The 22,243-nt window shown below is 33.7% G+C and carries 18 protein-coding genes and 1 pseudogene; 7 read left to right on the top strand and 12 right to left on the bottom strand.

Annotation, left to right across the window (positions count from 1 at the left end; translation table 11 throughout):
- Nucleotides 1-175: 175 nt before the first annotated feature.
- Together ACOZBY_RS17400 and ACOZBY_RS17395 are read right to left on the bottom strand one after the other, a co-directional pair.
- Entirely contained in the window at nt 176-1,126 is a 951-nt protein-coding gene (locus tag ACOZBY_RS17400; protein ID WP_031418297.1) for a GGDEF domain-containing protein, read from the bottom strand.
- Nucleotides 1,104-1,985: an EAL domain-containing protein gene (locus ACOZBY_RS17395; RefSeq protein ID WP_031418296.1), complete on the bottom strand. Its 882-nt coding sequence runs from the start codon at nt 1,983-1,985 to the stop codon at nt 1,104-1,106. The genes ACOZBY_RS17400 and ACOZBY_RS17395 overlap by 23 nt, the downstream gene beginning before the upstream one ends.
- A 327-nt stretch (nt 1,986-2,312) precedes the next feature.
- Here ACOZBY_RS17395 and ACOZBY_RS17390 point away from each other — a divergent pair, with 327 nt between their 5' ends.
- The 4 genes from ACOZBY_RS17390 (at nt 2,313) to ACOZBY_RS17375 (ending at nt 6,213) form a co-directional block, all read left to right on the top strand.
- The gene (locus ACOZBY_RS17390; protein ID WP_031418294.1) at nt 2,313-2,498 is read left to right on the top strand and encodes a hypothetical protein; all 186 of its coding nucleotides are present in this window, start codon (nt 2,313-2,315) and stop codon (nt 2,496-2,498) included.
- Nucleotides 2,488-3,906, top strand: a complete 1,419-nt coding sequence (locus ACOZBY_RS17385; RefSeq protein WP_031418293.1) for an amidase — start codon at nt 2,488-2,490, stop codon at nt 3,904-3,906. The genes ACOZBY_RS17390 and ACOZBY_RS17385 overlap by 11 nt, the downstream gene beginning before the upstream one ends.
- 144 nt (nt 3,907-4,050) lie before the next feature.
- Nucleotides 4,051-5,211, top strand: coding sequence for a PucR family transcriptional regulator (locus ACOZBY_RS17380; RefSeq protein ID WP_036166626.1), 1,161 nt, complete (start codon nt 4,051-4,053; stop codon nt 5,209-5,211).
- 105 nt (nt 5,212-5,316) lie between these two features.
- Nucleotides 5,317-6,213, top strand: coding sequence for a DMT family transporter (locus ACOZBY_RS17375; RefSeq protein ID WP_031418289.1), 897 nt, complete (start codon nt 5,317-5,319; stop codon nt 6,211-6,213).
- Between the two features lie 57 nt (nt 6,214-6,270).
- Here the strand turns inward: ACOZBY_RS17375 and ACOZBY_RS17370 are convergent, their stop codons facing one another.
- Nucleotides 6,271-6,843: a YitT family protein gene (locus ACOZBY_RS17370; protein ID WP_012292515.1), complete on the bottom strand. Its 573-nt coding sequence runs from the start codon at nt 6,841-6,843 to the stop codon at nt 6,271-6,273.
- 171 nt (nt 6,844-7,014) lie between these two features.
- Between ACOZBY_RS17370 and ACOZBY_RS17365 the strand changes: the two genes are divergently transcribed.
- Entirely contained in the window at nt 7,015-8,331 is a 1,317-nt protein-coding gene (locus tag ACOZBY_RS17365; RefSeq protein ID WP_422762576.1) for a DUF2252 family protein, read from the top strand.
- Nucleotides 8,332-8,353: 22 nt separating this feature from the next.
- Here the strand turns inward: ACOZBY_RS17365 and ACOZBY_RS17360 are convergent, their stop codons facing one another.
- A complete protein-coding gene (locus tag ACOZBY_RS17360) occupies nt 8,354-8,875 on the bottom strand; it encodes a DUF2179 domain-containing protein (protein ID WP_012292513.1) in 522 nt (173 codons plus the stop codon).
- 238 nt (nt 8,876-9,113) lie between these two features.
- Nucleotides 9,114-9,464: a VOC family protein gene (locus ACOZBY_RS17355; RefSeq protein WP_031418286.1), complete on the bottom strand. Its 351-nt coding sequence runs from the start codon at nt 9,462-9,464 to the stop codon at nt 9,114-9,116.
- Between the two features lie 149 nt (nt 9,465-9,613).
- Here ACOZBY_RS17355 and ACOZBY_RS17350 point away from each other — a divergent pair.
- Nucleotides 9,614-10,430, top strand: a pseudogene (locus ACOZBY_RS17350) (IS3 family transposase); the annotation flags it as partial.
- A 270-nt stretch (nt 10,431-10,700) separates the two neighbouring features.
- On the opposite strand, the gene ACOZBY_RS17345 reads toward ACOZBY_RS17350, so the two are convergent.
- Complete coding sequence (locus ACOZBY_RS17345; RefSeq protein WP_031417623.1) at nt 10,701-11,249, bottom strand: GNAT family N-acetyltransferase; 549 nt, start codon at nt 11,247-11,249, stop codon at nt 10,701-10,703.
- Between the two features lie 683 nt (nt 11,250-11,932).
- Between ACOZBY_RS17345 and rsgA the strand changes: the two genes are divergently transcribed.
- A complete protein-coding gene (gene rsgA / locus ACOZBY_RS17340; RefSeq protein ID WP_031417625.1) occupies nt 11,933-13,006 on the top strand; it encodes a ribosome small subunit-dependent GTPase A in 1,074 nt (357 codons plus the stop codon).
- A gap of 170 nt (nt 13,007-13,176) precedes the next feature.
- Here rsgA and ACOZBY_RS17335 read toward each other — a convergent pair whose 3' ends face one another.
- The 6 genes from ACOZBY_RS17335 to ACOZBY_RS17310 all read right to left on the bottom strand — a co-directional run bounded on the left by ACOZBY_RS17335 (nt 13,177) and on the right by ACOZBY_RS17310 (nt 21,980).
- Nucleotides 13,177-15,207, bottom strand: coding sequence for a prolyl oligopeptidase family serine peptidase (locus ACOZBY_RS17335; protein WP_031417627.1), 2,031 nt, complete (start codon nt 15,205-15,207; stop codon nt 13,177-13,179).
- Nucleotides 15,208-15,675: 468 nt separating this feature from the next.
- Complete coding sequence (locus tag ACOZBY_RS17330) at nt 15,676-16,908, bottom strand: MFS transporter (protein ID WP_422762575.1); 1,233 nt, start codon at nt 16,906-16,908, stop codon at nt 15,676-15,678.
- A 120-nt stretch (nt 16,909-17,028) separates the two neighbouring features.
- Nucleotides 17,029-18,261 carry a JmjC domain-containing protein gene (locus ACOZBY_RS17325; RefSeq protein ID WP_031417631.1) on the bottom strand — a complete coding sequence of 411 codons (1,233 nt, stop codon included), beginning with the start codon at nt 18,259-18,261 and terminating at the stop codon, nt 17,029-17,031.
- Nucleotides 18,254-19,504, bottom strand: coding sequence for a hypothetical protein (locus ACOZBY_RS17320; RefSeq protein ID WP_031417633.1), 1,251 nt, complete (start codon nt 19,502-19,504; stop codon nt 18,254-18,256). The genes ACOZBY_RS17325 and ACOZBY_RS17320 overlap by 8 nt, the downstream gene beginning before the upstream one ends.
- 6 nt (nt 19,505-19,510) lie before the next feature.
- Complete coding sequence (locus ACOZBY_RS17315; protein WP_031417635.1) at nt 19,511-20,743, bottom strand: arginase family protein; 1,233 nt, start codon at nt 20,741-20,743, stop codon at nt 19,511-19,513.
- Nucleotides 20,730-21,980 carry a hypothetical protein gene (locus ACOZBY_RS17310; protein WP_031417643.1) on the bottom strand — a complete coding sequence of 417 codons (1,251 nt, stop codon included), beginning with the start codon at nt 21,978-21,980 and terminating at the stop codon, nt 20,730-20,732. The genes ACOZBY_RS17315 and ACOZBY_RS17310 overlap by 14 nt, the downstream gene beginning before the upstream one ends.
- Nucleotides 21,981-22,243 lie beyond the last annotated feature (263 nt).

The following is a 22,243-nucleotide window of genomic DNA, read 5'->3' as shown; positions in this document are numbered from 1 at the left end:
ATGATTTATTATGCCCTCGAAACGTAAAACGATTATTTTAGTGAAACTTCTTTAAAATATTTTAGTCTCCCATGCTTCAATTGGTGACAACATTATCACTTTAATGGGTTCAATCCCTGTGATTACAAATTTAATACTAAATACCCCTCTAAACATTAACAAAAACCTACATCGTTTAATGAACGAAGTAGGTTTCTTGTTTATTAATCAAATAACAGCTTCCAGTAATTTTTTTACACTGTTTTTTCACGCGCGTCACTGTATTAGATAATTGTTCTACGGAGTCAAAATATTGAAATTCATTCGTAATAACCGCAACGGATAAGGTAGTACATGTTAATGGCTCCAGTTTTCCAATTCTATTGGCTACCTGCACATATTCGAGATCCTCTAATTCATAAAAACTCGAAATATTTGCATCAAACTCATCAATAATTTTCTGGCAAATCGAGGCTGCCTCATAATGGGGCAAAATCGCTACAAAGTCATCGCCACCAATATGCCCTAAAAAATCGTCTACCTCACATATATGTCTCTTAAGAATATCTGTTAAATATAGTAGGATTTTATCGCCACTATTAAAGCCATAGGTGTCATTATAGGATTTAAAATGATCTAAATCGAAATATATTAAACTATATTGTGAAAGTTTTAATGCTTCCTCAAGCTTTTCATTGATTAATTTATTACCCGGTAAACTACTTAGTGGATTCAAAAAGCTAGCAATGGCCACCTGAGTGTCAACGAGCTTTAACAGAAGCTCCCTTATACTAACCATTCCATCATATAGGTCATTTTTAGTGACAATTACATCATCATATAAATCCTCTGGGGGTCTAGACATCGCTTGAGTACTAACCTCAGTAATCGGTATATTCCGATCTACAATTAAAGGATTCTTTTTAATAATTAATTGATTTTGCCGTCCCATAAATAAATGATAGCCATATTGAGTGCCTATTTTTTGATAGAAATGCGTACGTGTAATCTGCCCAATAGGTTTTTTATCACGAACTACAACCACACTCCGTAATGATGGGTTACTCGTAAAAAGCACATCTACTTCTTTATTTTTCACAAATTCATCAATACATGGAACCTTTTCAATGACTTCCCCAATCTTCATGGTCACCCACCCTTATTTTCCCCAAATGCATTTCCTTTGCGGGCTTTCCTATCGCATACCCTTGCGCATAGTGAATACCGATACGATGTAGATACTCAAGCTCTTCCTGTCTTTCTATTCCCTCAGCAATAATTTTAGTTTTAGCCTGCTCGGCATACTTCATTAGCAATGTAACAAGCTGCTGCTGCTCACTAATCTGATCAATACATTGAATTAATGAACGATCTAGTTTAATAAATTCTGGCTTTAAATAAATAAGTGTTTTTAAGCTATTGTAACCCGAGCCAACATCATCTACCGCAATACGATAGCCCTGCGATCTATAATGTGATAATACACGTTCAAACTCAACAAAATCTATAACAGCACTACGCTCCGTTAATTCAAAAACTACTTGTTGTGGCTTAATGCCGAGTTCCTTTAATAATTGTAGCGTTTCCCCACTATGATATTTTTTATCTAATAATACATTCGGGTGTATATTCAGAAATACTAAAAGGTTTTTATCTACCAAATCATTGTGCATACGTTCCTTGAAACGTTGTAAAGAAAGATTTCTACAAAAACACTCAAATAAAAATACACAATCTGTTTGTCCTACAAATTCATAAAACTGGTCTACACTCGTAAACAATTCAGAGGGTATTGGACGATTTAAAGCTTCAAATCCAATTGTTTGCGCTGTCTGTAAATCTACAATAGGCTGAAAGTATGTATGTAAAGAACCTTGTTGAATAATTTGCTTCAATGCTTTTAAACGTTTGATATATAACGTATTTTGTTGATGTTGCCCATATAAATATTTTAATAAAGAAAAAACATTATTCGTTTTTCTAGTTTGTTCCACAGCTGACTCCATGCTTGCACCTCTTCAATTGGTTATTATGGTTCATTGTACGCTTCCATTGTAAATAGACTGTTAATCGCATGTAAAAAGAGCAGGCTCTAGCACTAGAATTCAGGATACCTTTTTCCGAGTAGTAAGATTTTGTTCACATCTATTAAATGGTTCTTATTTCACAATATTCACTCTATTACAAATTGTTTATTTGATATAAACTATCGTTAGTGTATGATTGTAATAATAGGATTATATTACCTATTATAATTATTTGTGATTGACGATATTGGTCTTTATGGGGAAACCTATTTAGATAATAAAACTATTCAAGGGAGGATCTTGTTAATGAGCTTGTCTATTCAACAATTATTGGAGAACAAAGGAATTACACCGAAACCTGAACACCTTGAACTATTAAAAACACGCTGGGAAGGTATGCAGTCCCTTCGTAGCCACCTAGAAGGTATTGCGATTGATGACGCGGATATCGCTGTACGCAATATTCCTGGAGGTGATCACATTGACAACTGATTTACATTTAAAATCTGTTGAAGAACTGGCACCTTTACTACAATCGAAGGCCTTATCTCCTGTGGAACTTACGAAAGCTATTCTAGATTTTGCTGAGGAAAGTCAGCCTAAGATTAATGCCTATATGGCCTTTTATCGAGAGGAAGCATTGTCTCAAGCAAATAAAATAGAACAAGAGATTCTCCAAGGGCAATATAAAGGAATGTATCACGGAATTCCGATGGCCTTAAAGGATAACTTATATTTTAAAGATAAAATTACAACGATGTCCTCCAAAATTCATAAGGACTTCGTTTCTAATTATGATGCAACAGTAGTAGAGAAACTTCGTGATGCTGGTGTTATTTTCACTGGAAAATTAAGCATGCATGAATATGCTTGGGGAATTACTAATAATAACCCTCATTACGGGCCCGTTCGCAACCCCTGGGATTTGGATAAAATTCCTGGTGGCTCTAGTGGTGGCTCCGGTGCCGCTGTTGCAGCAGGTGCAAGTGTAGCCTCACTAGGAACAGATACAGCAGGCTCGATTCGAATCCCTTCTTCTGCCTGTGGTATCGTTGGCTTAAAGCCTACGCATGGTCGTGTAAGTAAATATGGCTGTTACCCACTCGCTTGGAGCTTAGACCATATCGGCCCCATGACAAAGACGGTAAAGGATGCAGCCGGCTTGCTGGAAGTCATCTCTGGTTTTGATCATCGAGACCCTACTTGCATAGATGTACCTACTGACAATTACGTGCAGCAACTTTCAGGTAATAGTAAGGATTTAGTCATCGGCATTAATGAAGAATACTTCTTTAAAGACGTAGATGCTGACATAGAAAAGGCTGTTCGAGCGAGCATTCAAAGTTTAGTAGATCAAGGTGCTAAAGTGGAAGTAGTGCGAATTCCATCCTTACAATATGCAGAATGGGCAGAACTTGTAACATCCCTTTCTGAGGCAGCAGCTATACACCATTCTGATTTACAAAAGAGACCTCAAGATTTCGGAGACGATATCCGGTTATTATTTGAGCTAGGGGAACTACCTTCTGCCGTTGATTATTTACAGGCACAGCAGGTACGTCGTCAAATTAAGCAGGAGTTTAACGAAATTTTTAATCAAGTAGATGTGCTTATTACCCCTACTCTACCTGTAGTGGCAAATACCATTGGTGATGATTTCGCTGAGCTAAATGGCAAAAAAGTAGATTTGATTGATAATATCATTCGTTTTACAGGACCAAGTAACTTAACAGGCTTACCTGCCCTTTCAGTTCCTTGCGGCTTTAAAGGAAATTTACCAATAGGTCTACAAATTATTGGTCCTGCCTTTAAAGAAGGACGAATTTTAAATGTTGGGTATGCTATTGAACAGACGAACCCATTAAAAAATAGAAAGCCTAATATTTTCGCTACTATTTAATCTATCAATAATGTTTAAAATCTGCTCACGATGAGCAGATTTTTTTATTGTATGTATAATCTTATCAAACTAATGGTTTTTTATTGTGGCGTACTTTTATAATAGAAGATAGTAGCTTACTACAAGAAAGGCAATGATCCATTCATGAATGTAGAGAATTTTTTACAATTACCCATTACTAAAGATTTTATCGTTGTAGCTGGTCACAGCGGTTTGCATAAAGCAGTTCACAACGTAGAAATACTAGACTTTGAATTCTCCCCAGATATACATCATGTGCGAGATACCATATTCACCCCTAACAGTGTTGTGTTAAGCAGTCTATTATTTGCCAAGCAAAAGCCGGAGTATTTATTAAATGCCGTCAAAAGCTTAATTGAGCTAGGAGCAAGTGCCTTAGCCTATAAGCCTGTTATTTATAAAGATTTGCCTGAAGAGGTTATAACTTATGCGGAAGAACAAAATTTCCCAATCCTTAGATTTGGTGGAGATGAGTTTTTTGAAAAAATCATTTTAGAAACGATGGCTTATGCTAAAACACAGGATTACTCGTTTTTTTTAGAAACAATTGTACGAAGATTAATGGAGGAGGATCTTGCACCGGAGGAGCTGAAGTCGATTTTTCAGCAAATCGAGAGACCCTTTGACAAGTATGTATTTGTAGCTAATCTTCGAGGAGAGGGTTTATCTCGAAGTGATTGGAGGCAAAACTTTTTATCAATGGAGCCTTTACTAAAAACGGGTTTAATTTGCTCCTATAAGCAAAGTCTTTTTATGATTATTACCCACCCATCTCAGCAGTTTCAGGTTGAGAGGTTTATACATGAATGGCTAACATTAAATACTATCCCTGCTGAAGCATTCACCTTTGGTTATAGCAATTGGTACGACACACAAACAGGAATCTCAATTGCTTTACAAGAAGCCTATTTTGCTAGTGTTTTTGCCGAAATTGAAAAGATATCAAGCTGCCACTATAAGTCCCTTGCATCAGATCGTTTATTAATAGAGCTGTATCGTAAAGATCCTACATTTGCGATGGACTATGTATCTTCCTTTTTAGCGCCTTTACTCGATGATAAGGCAGATCCTGATTTATTAGAAACAGCCAAAACCTACATTACAAAAAAAGGAAACATTAAAGAGGTAGCTGTTGCCCATTATTGTCATCCCAATACTATCCGCTATCGTATGGCTAAAATCCGTCAGCTAGTAGTACCTGTAGAGAATGACTATGTATTTTATGAGCGTTTAGCTGCAGCCGTTAAATTGTACTTATTACATAGCAAATTGAGTGATGAATAATCGCTTTGGAATAAGTACAAAAAAACGCCTGAATATTTAGAAATAAAATCAAATTAATATCTTCTCTCTTATGCTATCCTAATGGAAGTTAGGAGGAAGAATTTCATGAAAACTTACATAGCTGATGGTATGCTACTCGTTACAGCCATTGTTTGGGGCAGTGGGTTTGTTATAACAGCCATTGCCTTAGAATATTTAACCGCTTATCAAGTTATGGCTGGTAGATTTTTATTAGCTTCAATTATATTAACTGTTTTATTCGGTTCCCGATTAAAAAAAGCGTCTAGATCTGTCATATGGAAAGGTGCTTTATTAGGTACGATATTGTATATAGCATTTGCTCTTCAAACGGTTGGACTTCAATATACCACACCATCAAAAAATGCCTTTTTAACCGCTGTTAATGTCGTTATTGTCCCATTAATCGCCTATGCGGTTTATAAGCGTCGAATTGATGGGTATGAAATCATTGGGTCCTTTATGGCCATTGTTGGAATTGGCTTTTTATCGTTACAAGGTTCATTGACGATGAATATGGGGGATGCCCTTTCGTTAGCTTGTGCCGTTGCTTTTGCCTTTGATATATTTTATACAAATCTTTTTGTTCAAAAGGAAGATGCCATTGCACTCACTATCATTCAATTTCTTACCGCTTCCTTTATAGGTATTCTTGTGGTCATTAGCCAAGGAGAAATCCCTACATCACTAGAAAAAGAAGCCATCTATTCGATTATTTACTTAGGTATTTTTTCAACAACGATAGCTTACCTCTTTCAAAATGTGGCCAATCAATATACTACTGCTACAAAGGCTGCTATTATACTATCAACGGAATCTTTTTTCGGCATGATCTTATCGGTTATCTTCCTGCACGAAATTTTAACGAGCCGTATGGTTGTAGGAGCTGTTCTTATTTTACTCGCCATACTCATTGCAGAAATCAAACCAGCACACCCTAAAAAGAAGCTGATGAAAACACTCGATAATCAGACACCCAAATAGTTTCAGTCTCTTACTGGAGCTATTTTTTTATGCAACACGCTCAGGAGTAAACGAATGTTATGAAGCACGACTCGTAATGATGCTCGTCGTTATGCCTACTACTAGAACCGTAATAATAGACAATAAAAAAGTAGTGGAGGATAACAGGAAGCCGCCCACAACAATAACGATAGAATCAATAAAAAATATTAATATCCCTACATTAATACTTGTTTTATCACTAATAAATTGTGCAATGAGGTCTGTCCCTCCAGTGCTTGTCTGAAAACGAAGCATTAAGCCGATTCCGAAGCCTACCAGAATCCCCCCAAGTATAGCACTGTAAAGAGCATCTATATGAATGAGATTTCTGACTGGCTTTAACAAGTCTATAGTCAATGAAGAGGTAATTAAGCCATGAATACTATTGTAAAAATAAGCTCTATATTTAAACCATGCAATAATAAAAATAGGGATACTAATGATAATAATCATTAAACCAATCTTTAGCTTATATAAATAATGTAAAATCAGCGCTAAACCTACTACTCCCCCATCTAATATTTCATAGGGTGTTAAGAATAAGTTAATTCCTAACGACAAAGAAATACTCCCTACTATAATGACAAGGCTTTTTATCAAAAAATACATATGACCCCCCTCCGTAACTGAGCATGTCTTATAGTATGAAAATAGGTGATTGAACATGTTACGAAATAACCCTAGATCCTTAGCCATTTTTATCGAGTACTTTTGATAAATTTCTTCGAAACCTATTCATTTATTTTTCGTATATACATGTAACCTAAAGGGGGTTTTTAGATGGAGCATGCATTATTGGAACAGGTGAAACATACAAGAGTTTTTTTAAGAAAGGAGCTATTAAATACTATCTTTGAGGAGTTTGATGCTCAACGAATGAAGTTAACTGAAGCACAGCGTTTGGAGAAGTATCAGAAAATGCTTGAAAGTCCATTTCGCTTTTTCCGAGGAAGTGCTTATCTCTTTTATTTTGACATGACAAAAATTTCTTCCATTTTCCATACACCTACTCTCAAACCAACTTGGATTCAAGGAGACATGCACATGGATAACTTCGGTGCCTTTCAAAATGAAGATGGTACGATTGTCTTTGATGTCAATGATTTTGATGAAGGTTATGTTGGCTCTTATTTGTATGACATTATTCGGATGAGTGTTAGTATCGCACTCTATTTAGAGGAACAAGGCGTACATAGGACTGCTCAGGAAACGGCTATTCAACACCTGCTCAACAGCTATATGGATCAGTTAAAACGTTTTCAGCGTAAACAGGATGATCCTCTAACGCTCGTATTTACGAAAGAAAACACAAAGGGACCCGCCAAGAAATTGTTGAAAAAGCTAGAGAAACGTCAAAGCTCCCAATTTTTACAGGATATATCCTATGTCAATGAAGACGGGCAACGACTATTTATTAGCAATGATGAAATTCAGCCCGTTACTGCCGATGAATATAATGCCATTACGAGCGCACTACCTGCTTACAAGATTAAAGATATTGCTTGCAAGTATGGCTCAGGTACTGCTTCCATCGGCTTAAAACGATACTATATTTTAGTAGAAAATAAAAAAGGTGCATCGGGAGTAGGCGAATTAGTATTAGAAATGAAAGAGGTACGTACAGCGATCCCTGCCTATTTCCTTCCTTACAACCAAGAATTTTGGAAGCATTATGAGCATCAAGGAGCTCGAGTAGTGGGGACACAAAAAGCCATGCACCATTTAGAGGACCCTCATTTAGACTATATCACTATGAATGAGCAGGAATTTTACATTCGAGAACGTTCTCCCTATAAAAAGAAAGTAAAGCCTAAAAACTATAAAAATGTTGAGGATTACTATGCAACAACTTCAATCATCGGACAAATAGCCGCTAAAATACATGCACGAGCGGATATCGATTATTCCCATGTTTTTACCTATCATAGTGAGGATGAGATTTTAAAAACGATTGGGAAAGATCGTCATGTATTTGTTGATCAAGTAATTTTACAGGCTATGAACTACAAAGACACAGTCTCCTCCGATTTTGACCTATTTAAAAACTGGGTTGATACTCAATTTAAACAGCAATATCAAAAGGACCTTAGCCAATAGCTAAGGTCTTTACTTTTAAAAATTATTTTTGCTTAGCCTTCATACGAGCTAGTAAAAAACCACCTTTAAATGACTTCGGCTCATACGAAATTATAAATGCATTAGGTTCAAATTGCTCTACTATTTGAAAGAGTTCCGTCTCTCGATTTCTCTTTGTTAAAATTTCATATTTATAGCGATTACTATCTCGCCCCTCTCCAACATAAATCGTCACAGCAAATCCCTCATTACGGAGAAACCTTACAAGCTCTTCATTCTTATTTTGAGTATTGATTGTTGTATAAACATAACCAATCGCCAGCTTTCGTTCAATTTTGGCTCCTAAAAAAATACCTAAACCAAAACCAACTGCATAAACGACCATAGCTAACATACTTTGTTTCCCACTAAAAACAAGCGAAAGGCCAAATACATACACGAGCATCTCTAGCATACCGAATATGGCAGCAAGGAAAGTAATGTTTTTCACCAAAAATATTGTACGTAACGTTAAAAAGGGTACATATACTAATTGAAGTATTAAAATCAAAACGATACTTTGCATTTATACTAGACCTTTCTAAGAGTAGTTATATATAAGTGTATGTTGAAATAGAGTGTTACATTCTATTAAAAATACCTTATTTATAAATTCCCTCGCCACTCATTTCTAAACATCCACGGCTAAAACAAGCTGTGTACTAAAATGTTCAAACGACTTTAAAGGCGAACCACAAGCTATTTCCCCCACTATTTAAACGAAGTTAACATATTGCTGTCACTTTCAAATTAATTCCTTTGATTTATTTTTCCCAAAGCTCGATACGTCTTCCTTCTGGATCTTCAATCCAAATAAATTTTCCAAACTCATGAATTGTCTTGTCCATTGCAAGGGGCACACCTATTTTTTCAAGATGTTTGATACTGTCTTCTAGATTTTCCACTTGAAAGTTTAGCATCACTTGCTGATCTGTTGGAAAATAGCTGTCATGCTCAGAGAAGAAGGAAAAAATTGTTTCATTGCCTGGCTGTGGTGTAATCATGGTACCATTCCAACTTTCAATTTCCATGTTTAGAACTTTGCTATACCACTGTTTAATTTCTTCTAGGTTTTTAGACCTCCAAAAGATTCCTCCCAATCCCTTTACTTTCATAAAGATCTCCCTCCTACCAATTAGTTATGAATTGAATCGGCTACACTAAGTTGGACATAAAAAATAAGGGCTAGTACACTTAGAATACCAACTTAAAGGAGCGTGCTACTATGTCACGTCAACGTCGAACTTTTACATCTGAATTTTAATTGCAATTAGTAAAACTTTATGAAAATGGAAAATCCCGTGCAGATATTGCCCGAGAATACGATATAACGTCTTCAGCTTTAGACCGTTGGATTAAAAACCAGACTGACGGAGAATGATATTTTAAAGCAAGCAGCGCTGATCATGGGACGAAAATAGATGTGATTCGAAATAACGCTCACAAATATTCAGTATCAGCAATGTGTTCCTTGATATTCCGAAAAGTACGTATTACTATCATGCCGATGTTTGTGGCAAACGTGCGCTAAAAACTGAAGATGAAGAGATTTCCAAAGAGATTGCTCGTATTTTCAAGGAAAGCCGTAACAATTATGGTACGCGTAAAATCAAGAAAGAACTAAGTAAATTACCAGAGCCAAAACACGTATCACGTCGTCGAATTGGTCGTTTAATGAAAGGTCTTGGACTAGCATCAACTATACAGTAGCACAGTATAAGGTGCATCATTCAACATGTAATTGAAGCGCCGATAAATAATGAATTACAGCGCCAATTTGAGCAAGAAGAGCCGATGGCTGTCATCGTGAGTGATTTAACATATGTCCGTGTCGGAACAAAATGGCATTATGTATGCTTATTTGTCGACCTTTTCAATCATGAAAACATTGGCCGTAGTGCTGGTGCAAATAAGACAGCAGAGCTGGTTTATCAAGCACTAGTAAGTATTAGAGGTAACTTGAACGAAAAGAGTTTGATAATAAACTCATTTCAAAAGCCCTAGAAACATTCGGAATCCAGCGATCCCTGAGCATGAAGGGATGCCCTTATGATAACGCCGTGGCTGAGGCGATGTTTAAGGTATTTAACAACTTATATGATTTCAGTCATTTAATAATTTGATATTTTTTTGCACAAAAATCAACAACATCTGAAAATGCATAATAAAGTTGGTTAATTTTTGTCTTATGAAATCAAAAACCGCCCATCGTTAAATTTGATAGGTGGTTTTAAAATTGGTTAACTTCGACAAATCTTATGTTTTTTAATCTTTCAATAATTAATAAAGTTGTTTAAAATACCATATAGTGGAACTTTTTTCGCATTTCACTTCGAATATGTTTAATAAACTTACTTTGCGTTTATAAAGTAAACTAGTTGGTCAGTCCATTGGTTGTCCTCAAATATGAATCCTTCTCTCGTACATTCATAAACCATTCCAACACTTTCTGCTAGCTCTATAGATGCTATATTTTCAAGATTTATGTGAGCTTCTATTCGATGATAATTTAATTTTTCAAACGCTAGATCAATGGCTGCTTTTACAGCCTCTTTACCATAACCTCTTCTCCAAAATTGGTTATGAATTGTATATCCGAACCTGGCCCATTGAAATCCTTCCCTCATAATTGTCGAAAAGTCTATAAAGCCAATATGAGTATTATCTACTTTTCTAAACACTCCAAATACATATACCTTGTCATCCTCAGCCATTTGATGGTGTTTAGTAACTAAATCATGAAACCATTCTTTCGTACAGATGCTCATATCTAAATTACCTTCGTCGTATTTATGTTGAGAAGGTAAGCGATTTTCATATTGGGTAAGCCAAGAAGAATAATCTCCCTCTTCTAATAATCGAATAACTAATCTTTCTGTTTCAGTTCTTATCTCATTCAATAAAACACCTCATTTAAAAGTATTCCCCATTTATATATATTATAAATATAAGGGATTTATCTTCTTATTAAACTAAACAACTTACGTTACTAAATAAAATAGTTACCATTGATTCGGCGCTTTATTTTAAATTGCACTCGTTATTGAAAAAAAATCTTTACTTCTATCACTTTTAAGTTCCTAATAACGTATAATAATCCGTTTTCTTTACACTTTTAAAATCTTATCGTCTTTGAATACATATGAAAAGTTAAATCATAATTTTACCAAGATGTTTGCTTGCACTAACAATATTTTTCTTCTTGTTTATGTTGTTTTGGAATAAAGTCTAATTAAAAAATGGTATTTAAACTTTATTTTACACCGAATGTAAAAATCTATTTTGAAAAATTTAATCAAATATCGACTTCAAAGTATATTTTCTTTCTGCTAGCAAATAAATTTTCAGAAATAGAGATGCTACAATTTTAGGAAAGATTGAAATAACAGAATAGATTCTATGTCTGAAATTTTCCGAAATCAATTACCTAGATGTGAATATCAAAGCACTTCTACTTATTCCATATTTAAGGTATAATGAACCTAATTATAGGAAGAAAAGATGGTTTCTGTAAAAAAACAGATTATAACCTTCATTACTTCGTTTAGTTAAATATGGATCTTTATTGTTAGGGGGTTAAATATTGAATTTAAATAAATTAGGCTTTACAGATTTTTTTGAAAATCAGTACCAACAAATGCAAATAAAAAATGAAAATTGGTTGATTGGTCGTGTAACACTGGAACATAAGCACTCTTATCGTGTTATGACAAAAGTAGGCGAGCTATTAGCTACCGTATCAGGTAGCTATGCGTATCATTCCACTGGACGGGAAGGTTTTCCAGCGGTTGGAGATTTTGTTTTAGTTGAACAAATGCAAGGTGAGTCGCGTGGGATAATTCATCATTTATTTGATCGTAAGTCGAAGTTTACAAGGAAAGTAGCCGGGCGGGAAATGGAAGAACAAATTGTCGCGGCAAATGTAGATTTAGTATTTTTAGTAATGAGTTTAAATGCAGATTTTAATGTACGTCGAATCGAGCGTTATTTGTTGGCTGCTTGGGATTCAGGCGCGATGCCAGTAGTTGTCCTTACAAAGGCAGACTTATGTGAGAATACTACCCGCTACGTTCGTGAAGTGGAAAAGGTTGCGATTGGAGTCAATGTAGTAGCAGTAAGTGCGGTAACAGGTGAAGGTATCGATCAACTAAAAGGGCTGTTTAATAATGGGGTAACTGGTGCCTTACTAGGCTCATCTGGTGCCGGAAAGTCGACAATAGTCAATATATTGAGTGGCAAAGAGCAAATGCGTGTATCTGATATTCGTGAAGATGATGGTAAGGGCCGCCATACTACAACTCATCGTGAGTTAGTAATGTTGCCAAACGGCGGTTGTTTAATTGATACACCAGGTATGCGCGAGTTACAGCTTTGGGACCAAGGAAATAGCTTAAACGAAAGCTTCTCTGATATTAATGAACTAAGTGCTCAATGTCACTTCAGGGATTGTCAGCATAAAGGTGAAGCTGGTTGTGCAGTCCAACAGGCAATTGAATGTGGCGAGTTGGAGAACGCACGATTTAAAAGTTATTTAAAATTACAAAAGGAGCTCGCCTACATAGAGGTTAAATCGAATAAAGACGCTTTGCTAGTGGAAAAGCAAAAATGGAAACAGCTTTCTAAAAGTATAAAAGTTAATAAGAAAATGAAAAGCTAAGGGTTTATAAAAGAAATTAATGCATTGGAAAATCGTGATGTGATGTATCTGTAAAATTCCACAAGTACCAATTTGAATTTAATTAGTACTTGTGGATTAATCTTTGTACTGTTTTGAGCTTAAATCCCCCTGAATACACTTTATAATAGATTGTTTATCAACATCTTTAATTATTTGTAAATCCCAAGTTCTGTTTCTAAAAATAAAAAATAATCTATCCATTCGTCAATCACTTTAGAAGTTGGTTTTCCAATTCCATGTCCAGCCTTCTGCTCCATTCTAAAGAGAACCCTTGAATTCTCTTTTCCTTTTTCAAGTAACGTGGCTGCAAACTTCATTGCATGGGCTGGTACAACTCTATCGTCCTCCTCGGCAGTTGCTATTAGAATAGATGGATATTTTTGGTTGTACTTTACATTGTGTAATGGTGAATATGCAAACAGAAATGGAAAATGCTTAGGGTTTTCAGCACAACCATATTCAGGTATCCAATAATGACCGATAGCAAATTTATGATAGCGAAGCATATCTAAAACAGGTACTTGGCAAACTACAGCTCTAAATAATTCTGGGCGTTGTAGCATACAAGCTGCGACTAGTAAACCACCATTAGAACCTCCCATAATAGATAGTTTATCGGGGCTTGTATAGTTATTTTTTATTAACCATTCTCCTGCATGAATAAAATCATTAAATGAATTTTGTTTATTTTCTAACATACCTCCTTTATGCCAATCTTCTCCGTATTCAGCTCCCCCCCTTATATTAGCCTCTACGTATACTCCCCCTTTTTCTAACCATAACAAAATTGCAGGATTAAATTGGGGTGTAATACTGATATTAAAACCACCATATCCATATAAAATTACTGGATTCTCTCCATTTAAGTTAATATCCTTTCTATGAGTTATAAACATTGGAATTCTCGTACCATCCCCTGAGTGATAAAATACTTGTTTGGTTACATAATTATCTACAGAGTAAGGAAGATTTGATCCTGCAAGAACCGTCATCTTTCTTTTGATTACATCAAATTTATAGATATATGCGGGTGTTAAGTAGGAAGTTAGACCAAAAAAGATTTCAGTACCCTTCAATTTACTAGTTAACCCGGTTAGGGATCCAATACTTGGAAGATTAATTTCGTACTCAAGTACCCCTTCTAGTGAAAATGCAATTAATTTATGGAAGGCATTTTGCAAAAATGCAATAACAAATAAATTGTTTATGTATATAATTCCATCTATCGCATTTTCTTGTTCAGGAAGAATTACAACCCAATTTTTCCTTTCTGGTTTTTTTATATCTACAGCTATTACGCAACCTTTAGGTGAATCAATGTTACTCTTAAAATAAAAAGTCGTATCAACGTTTGTAATATATGAGTACTCCGCATCTAGATCGTCCAATAAAAATACAAATTCAGAATCAAATTGTAAATTTTTTAAATAAAATTTATTTTTTGATGATGTGCCTTTCTTAACATGTAAGCAAAGATATTTCTCATCTTCCGATATAATCGGTAAATATCTCAATTCCGGATCTCTAGGATCTTCGAAGATTAAGGTATCCTCAAATTGACTTTTACCGATTTCGTGATAATAAACTTTATTATATTTATTCTCATCGCCTGATTTTACACTTCCTTGTTCCGGAAACCTACTATAATAAAAACCTTTGCTATCAGGTGACCAAGCAATCGAAGTAAATTTCACCCACTTAAGATTATCAGATAAATCTGTTAAGGTAGATATATCTCTTATCCTTATCTCTTGCCAGTCACTACCTTTTTTTGATGTCGTAAATACAACATAACGTCCATCATTACTGATTGAATAATCAATTAAAGCAACGGTTCCATCTTTACAAAAAGAGTTTAAATCTAAAATAGTAATCTCTTCTTCTCCCATTTTTTTATATAAAACCGGTTGATTTTGTAATCCATTATTTCTAAGGTAAAACATATCATTTTTAACCACTTTAGGAACAAAGTATTTTGGACAATTCCATAATTCAGTTAAACGTTCTCTATCTGTATTTAGAGTTATTTTTTTAAAAAAATAGTTGTTGTATTCTATTTTCCTTTCAGAACACCACTTAATAGTCTCTAACGAGTCTAAGTTTTCAAGCCACCTATATGGATCAGCAACCAGTGTACCATGATAATTATCTATTACTAAATCCTTTTTTATCGATTGCATATATACGCTCCTTTAAATTTTTTAAACCTTTATATCTTCACCAATTGAATGGATGTTAATAATTTAGTTACCACTTGCCAATACTAATTGTTAACTGCATATATTTGAATTGCGATATCAATCGTTTCACTTGTGAAAATGAACAGATTTGTTGAATGGCCAGTGAGCAAGTGGATGACCAACTCTGCGAATGTTTGATTCCCAATAGCATGTGGTTACACTGACAGACCGGATTGAAGGTTTGTCGTGATGATAATATTTCGTTTTTCATTTAACATTTATTAACTGTATTTCCAACCGATTCATCAGTATAGAGACACTTCCATAAAAACATTCATCGGATGTATGTTCTAATATAAAATCCCACCGAAAAGCAAAGATTGCTTTCATGTGGGATTCTCTTTTTCTTAATAATTTACCATGTCATCTTTATTATTATTTTCTATGCTAAATAGATACAATGCGTATTTAAGCTAATTCATTTTTATTCTCAGCTCTCATTTTAAAACTCTCTCCAAGATATAAAAATAAAAAACTTAAAACTATTACTAAAGAAGAGATTATAAGTAGTGTCCAAGTCATTCCTAAATAATTGGAAAGTGGACCGGCTAAAACGAAACCTAGTGGCATAAATACAAAAGAGACAAAAGAATCTAAAGATCCAATTCTTGATAAGAGATTTTGTGGTAAGTTATGTTGAACAAATGTATCCCATAATACACCACCAATAACAATACTAGCGCTAGTGAACATAACTACCAACATTATTATCCAAGAAGACATAGGACCAATTAATACAAGAATCTCTAATGAAACGAAAATTGGCATAATAATAAAACTTACTCTTAAAGGATTTTTAAGCTTAATATTATGTGACACGACTCCACCAATTAATCCTCCAACTGAACTAGCCATTACAATTAGTCCCCAAGCTTTAGGGTCTCCAAAGTTTTCTAAAATAATAATAGGTCCTAAAACGTAAAATGAAGCAATTGCAAAGTTTAATGTAGAAAATATAATTAACGTAGACCATATCCAGGAGTAATTCCTTACAACCCTTATCCCTCCAACCAAGTCTGCCCAATAAGATTCTTCCGTTCGAGGTTCACTTTTATATCGTTCAATAACAAGGCACATTAATATCATACTAATAAAAAAGGTAATTGCATCAATAAAAAATATAGTGCTAAAGCCCCAAAAAATTACCATTACACCCGCTAATGCAGGTCCAATTATTTCGAAGATACTATTTGCTATACTCAATACGGAGTTTGCTTTTTGAAATTTTTCCTTATCAATTAGTTGAGGTAATATTCCGCTAGATGCAGGAGAATGAAAAGCACTTACTGCTCCATAAAATAAGGCAGAGACTGTTAAATGCCACATTTCTATAGACCCTACAAAAAATAGAATACCTACTACTACGTGATTAACTCCTTGTAATAAATCTGCAATAATTAAAATCTTTTTTCGGGGAATACGATCAGCTAGCACTCCCCCAAACATAACAAATATAACTCGAGAAATCCAAAGTGCTCCTAGCACCATACCGAGTTTGGTAGCACTCCCAGTGACTTCCAATACAGCAAATGTAATCGTTACTGGTATCATAGTATTTCCAATTGAGGAAATAACCTGAGATAACCAAAATAAAAAGAAGTTTTTATCTTTAAAGAGATATCTACTTTTACTTAAAATCATTTATCTCTCCCTATATTGATTGATTCAATTTTATTTATTACTTTTAACCAATCTAATTTTTGACTCTCAAGTAAAAAACGTTTAACAAGATAATAATTACCTTCATTAATTGTTAATTCCTTAGACATGCTGAGGATTTCCTTCCAATTTGCAGCAACAAGCAATCTCAATACATTTATGTTGGTAAAATAAATCTAAAAGTTTAGAAACAACTTTTTCATCTTCTACTATTTCTAAAAGATTATTAAAGGAAAATTTAGGTTTAGTATTAATTAAGTTTAGAACGTTCTCTATAAGAGAGTTGTAACCAATTTTACAAATTCTACCTCTTAGATAAAGTATTAATTCATCATTTTTCTTTCTAAAGGCAATTTCAGTATTTTTCTTCAATTTAAAACAATTATTTTTATAATCCATTTTGCTTTCCATATTTGTAATAGGAGCTCCGATAAACCCACCATTACTTCTCAACTTATATTGTTGGTCTAATAGTCCTTGATATACTGCTTCTCCTAAATCCATATATTGAAAGCCAAAATCTTCAGTTAAAATTTTATTAAATTCACTTTTCATAGTCTCTTCATTAGACCATGTAACAGTTACCTCATTATTTGTAGAGTTCAAGATTGGTAAATTAGAAATACCTGTACGAACTAAGGAACTTGCATTTCCAGGAAATATAGCAGTGCCAAGCGTTATAGAAAAATCTTTAGTGTAAAGTAGATGGTAAACTTGACTAGGAATGAATATCATGTCACCTGGTTCAAGCACTACATGAACCGCATCCTCTTTCCAATCATCATTAAGCTCAAGGATATCATGTCTACCTATATATTCTTCATTAGGTTTTTCTTCCCAGTACCATAAATCTTTGCTACCCGGTCCGCAATGTATAAGGAAAATTGGTTCAGAATCAGGATGTATTCCAAATGGAGTATACCCGTAATTTCCAAAAATAGCATAAGAATCTGCTCCAATACTAAAATTCCTATCTCCTAGACCTGAAATAATTTTTGATACTAAAAGATTAAATACTTCCTCACTATAATCTGTAATTCGGTCAAATAATATACAGAAATCATCATCGTCCAGCCATTTAATAAACCAGTCCTCAAGGTTATTATAGTCACTGACTTTATGATCAAATATTTTTGTTTTTAACCAAGGCTTTACAGAATTATTTACATTAATATTAACAGTCGGTATTTTACCGCTATTCTGTAAATTTAATATAAAATTTTTATAAATCTCCAACCAATCAATTTTCTCACTGACAAAATTTCTCCATAACCTTGTATTTTTAAGGTCATTTGTTTCTTGAAATAAATCACAATCGATTACTGTTCTATTCATATATATTCTCCTTAACAGTTAATCCCTTATATTGAATAATACAATCTAATAAGAACTCTGCAACTTCTAGTGGGACTATATTTTTCAGATTCTCTAATAATTTTAAATAAGTAACTTCTTGATAAGTATTTACTACTTCAATAGCTTCAACTACACCCTGTAGATGTTTAAGCTCTAATAATCTACCTCTAATAAATATCGTTATTTTCCCATTATAAATTTCATATAGAATTGGGAAACAAAGAGGTCTGATTAACGTTTTGTCATAATATTCATCCTTTAGAATCTTATTTAATATTGGCTTATGTATGGCATAGCCATTGCTTCTGAGTAATAAATGATAATAATACGACCCCTGCTTTATTCCTTCCTCCACAGAGATAGGTGATTGAGTGATCCGGTCCATTTGTTGATAAATACAATCCTTTAGTTCCTCTTCTTTTACAAAATACAAAGAATCATTTCCATTTATTTCCACTAACATATTTATACCAGCATTACCTATTATTAATGAATTCGAAGGATATAATATAAATCCTAAAAAAGAAGAATAACCGACATTCTCAAATACATGGAAATCGCCTTTAGGAATAAATAAACAGTCACCTGGTTTCATTACAAGATGCTCCGCATGAGGTACAAGATTTTCAAAATCAAAACGGCGATCATTTTTCCCACCTGTTAACTTTAAATACTCTGCATTTCTCCAAATCCAAACGTGTTTTTCATCAGGGCCTAGATGAAAAATCAAAGAATGATCAGGATCCTCATGGATTCCAAATGGTGTATATCCTCCTTTAGCTATAAATGCATAAGTATCAACTCCCGCTAATGGAACGCCTACGCTCTCTACAACTTTATTAACTATTTCTGTAGTTAAAATAGTATGTAATTGATTATTCCATTTAGTAATACCATTAATAGTAAGACAATATTCGTCATATCCTATTGTCTCTTTTATCCAAGAATCCAAATCTGCTTCTGGAAGAAATGTTGTACTTTTAATCTTTTCTAATAAATCATAACGTTGCCCGTTATCCGTAAAAACCCTTAATATAGGCTTATCATCGCTTTTTTTGAACTGGCTTATAGTGTACTTTAACTCACTATTTATAATTTCAGGCTGCACTAACAAATCGGGTATTAAGGCATAATCTTTTAAATTTTTTGTATGTTTAAGAAGCTGTTCCATCCAATCTTTAGCAAATATTTCTATGTTACTTTTTTCATTTGTTATAAGCATGAAATGTTACCTCGCTTTTGCTTTTTTATTTTGATTAAGTGTAAGTAAGGTGGCCAGGTTTGCGGAGGATAAGGCTGCTAAATTTGGTTTTCTCTCTCCAGCACAAACTTCAACAAAATCAGCTCCTACAATGTTAAAATTTCTACTTAAGTAATCAATCAATGTAGAAGTTTGATAATACGAAAGACCTCCGATGACTGGCCACGCTACTTCTGGCGCATAAGCTGGATCTAGAACATCTACATCAAACGAAAGATAAATAGGATTATTTTTATCTAATGTAGAAAAAATAGATGTTATATCGTTTAGGGAGTGAATCTTATTAGCAGAATGAACTTTCAATCTATCATCAAGATGATCTAATATATGATCTCTTTTTTCAAACTCCCTTATTCCAACCTGTACTAGTTGGTGGAAATTTTTCTCTTTCATTAATTCACTAAAGACATTTCCTATAGTTAGGCCCTGTATATTTCTTAAACGGTTTTCATAACGATCTGTATGGGCATCAAAATGAATAATAGTTAGATTATTATGGATTTCTAAAAGGGTAGCAACTACTGGATAAGTGATTGTATGGTCTCCTCCAAGAACAAGTGGTTTTAGATTATGTTCAGCCATTTTCTTCACCAGAAATTCAACTTTTTCATTAATATCACTTATTGACTCAATTCGTGCATCATAGCTAATATCACCTAAGTCATAAGGCAACACTTCACTACCAATGTATGTTTTAGAATAATTTAAATCTATTATATATTCCTCTTTCCTCTGCAATTCTGAAAAAGAATCCAGACTATCAAAAAGTTGAATATTAGCTCTTATTTGTGAAGTACCATGTAGTGGACTATATAACCCATTTACTTCATAAGAAACCGGGATACCTAAGAAGCAAAACTGCCCGTGAAAGTTAGCATTTGATTCAATTTTAAAAATGTCTATCTTTTGACCAATTGTATTTCTAGGGTGCCTTATAAGACCATTTTTATGTAATTTAACTTCATTTTCGGGAATTAGTATTGTTTCATCTAATAGAAATTTAATAACACTAACATTAATACCTAGTTTCTCCATAGATAATAAATCTATTGGTTTTTCAATAGTCTTTAATACTTTATTTATATGTTTACTTGCTTGAATCTTTTTTTTCTCGTGAGGTAAAATAATAAATACATCTTTATCACTATCTTTAACTAATACACTAGGATTAATAACAAAATTCTCATTATTTATACTCAAGACTTTTCACCTCTAAAATTCCACATTTATATAATGTTTGAATAAGGTAATTAAGAGACTCCTCACTTAGACTATGACTATATTTTTCCAATAACTGTTGAAATTCAATGCTATTTTCTGTATTCAACATCTTAATAAAACTTAAAACTGAATAATTTTTACTTAAACTAATCATATTTCCCCGAGCAAAGATATGTATTTTATCTTCTTTCACAAGAGTCAATATTTTGAAAGGTTTCATAATAGAGACTAAACTTTTTTCCCATATTACTTGATCAGTTAAATCCAGGGAGGTCCTTTTTGTAGGTACTCGAAATCCTAAATTACTTTGAATACGTAATGTATATTTTATAACTTCCTCTTCAATATGATTATTTAGAGTACTAATTTTTTCATAAGAAATTATCCCATCTCTACTCTGAACCACTTCTTTCAAAACATTATTTATTAGTTGATTAACATCTAAAGAATTAGTTTCTTCCTTATTGACTATACCTTCTGTTATAGCTCTTTTAAAAATTGTTTCAGAATCAAATCTAATTAAAGCTATAGCTAGAGATACACTAAAATCTGTATTTTCTCCAACATGGTAGAATCTACTGGCTGGTAGATAGAACCAGTTATTTGGATTAATCTCAAATCGATCTGAACTAGCCAAAAAGCTATTATTAGGATTAATTAAAGGCTCCAATGATCCCCTCTTTTCTTTGTACAACTCTGGTGTCCATAAATGCATATACCTTTTATTTGGACCCAGATTTAAATGTAATGCATCAGAAATATCATCAATGTGAACTCCAAATGGTGTATAGGTAGTATTACCAATAAAATATGTGGCTTCCAGGTGTAATAAATCTTCATGAATCTTCCCATTTGCTGAATGGAATAAGTCCCCACACCACTTAACTATAGGGTCATGCCACTTTTCTACTCGGTTTAATATAATTAAATAATCTGCTTCTTCTCCAAATATCTTTTTTCCCCATTCCTCAAGGCTAGAAAAACTTTGAGGTGGATTTTTAATTATATACTCTTCTAAATCCTCTCTGGACTCTCCATTGACGTAGATACGTAGGCTGTTTTTATAGGTTGTATCTTCTACTGAATTAGACATTTCTAAAAGTGTTTTGATTGGTGCTTCATAAACAGCAGCTAAATCCAAATCAGATAAATTTGAATACAATGATGGACTAAAAAAATTATTAGTTGATTTACTTAATTCACTATAAAAGTTCAAAGTATTTCCTCCTCTTATTGTTTAAACTCAAGATCGAAAACCACAGAATATACGTTTTTTATAATTTTAGATACTTATGTACCAAAAATTAGTGACCTACGTGTTGTGTTGGGCGTGCTGCTAACTCTTCATCACGTAGCTCAGAAAAGCGAATTTCTAAATCTTCTAATGTTACTTGTTCTTTGTTCTCAACCATTCTTTGTTCCTCCTTTAATTAGAATTTTAGTGGCCTACGTGCTGTGTTGGGCGTGCTGCTAACTCTT

It is taken from the genome of Lysinibacillus sp. NPDC056220, assembly GCF_049315265.1.
In the GTDB taxonomy this organism is placed as follows: Bacteria; Bacillota; Bacilli; order Bacillales_A; family Planococcaceae; genus Lysinibacillus; species Lysinibacillus pinottii.
This window is presented reverse-complemented; position numbering and strand designations above follow the sequence as displayed.